The sequence below is a fragment of the Bacillus sp. mrc49 genome (assembly GCF_002803435.1).
In genome coordinates this window covers 1-795 of sequence record NZ_PHNG01000604.1, presented here as the reverse complement: position 1 = coordinate 795, position 795 = coordinate 1, and the positions used below count along the sequence as shown (strand labels likewise).

Sequence of the window (795 nt, the reverse complement as noted above, 5' to 3'; positions counted from 1 at the left end):
GCCAGCCGTCACTAATCGCCTGCTGTGTGGCATCCAGCCGGTTGAAGTAGCCTTTTGTCACATTCGGACCCGAAACAACGATTTCCCCCGCCTCACCAGGTCCGGACACCTTGCCATCCTTCTCGATCCGTAGCTGCGAAGGAAATAATGGTTTTCCTGCCGAACCGATTTTCGTCATGCTGTACTCCGGAGCCAGCGTCACGATCTGAGAAGATGTTTCCGTCATCCCATATGATTGATAGACCGGGATTTTTTTTTCCTTGCAGGCTTCCAGTAAATGAATGGGCGCAGGTCCTCCGCCTAACAGCATGCAGCGAAAGTCGTCTGGATAGCTTGCTCCTTTCAAATCATGCACCATCCTATTAAGCATCGTCGTCACGACCGAAATGATCGTCACGCCATTTTCCTGGATTGCCTTGTTCGCTTCCCGTTCATCGAACCGCTCGGCCAAGACGACCTTCATCCCATAAATCACGCTTTTCATCAGGATGGAAAGACCGCTGATATGAAAGATAGGAACCGCACAATACCAGGTATCCCCCTCGTGCAATCCAAGGTTCAACACCGATCCGACGGCACTCCACCAATGATTGCCGAAAGATTGGATCACACCCTTTGGATTTCCTGTCGTGCCCGATGTGTACATGATCGTAGCGGTATCCTCCAGATAAAACTCCTGAAGGATCTCTGCCGTTCTTTCATTTGGCAATTGTTCGATAAAAAGAAGGGGCAACTCAAGAAGATTCCCCGCCATATCATCAAGCTTGCTTGCGAAGGAGCCTTCAGAGAGCAAAT

1 protein-coding gene is annotated in these 795 nt (G+C 50.2%); it reads right to left on the bottom strand.

What is annotated here, in order from left to right:
- On the bottom strand, positions 1–795 hold a 795-nt coding region (locus CVN76_RS06330), incomplete at both ends, for an AMP-binding protein (protein ID WP_157805567.1).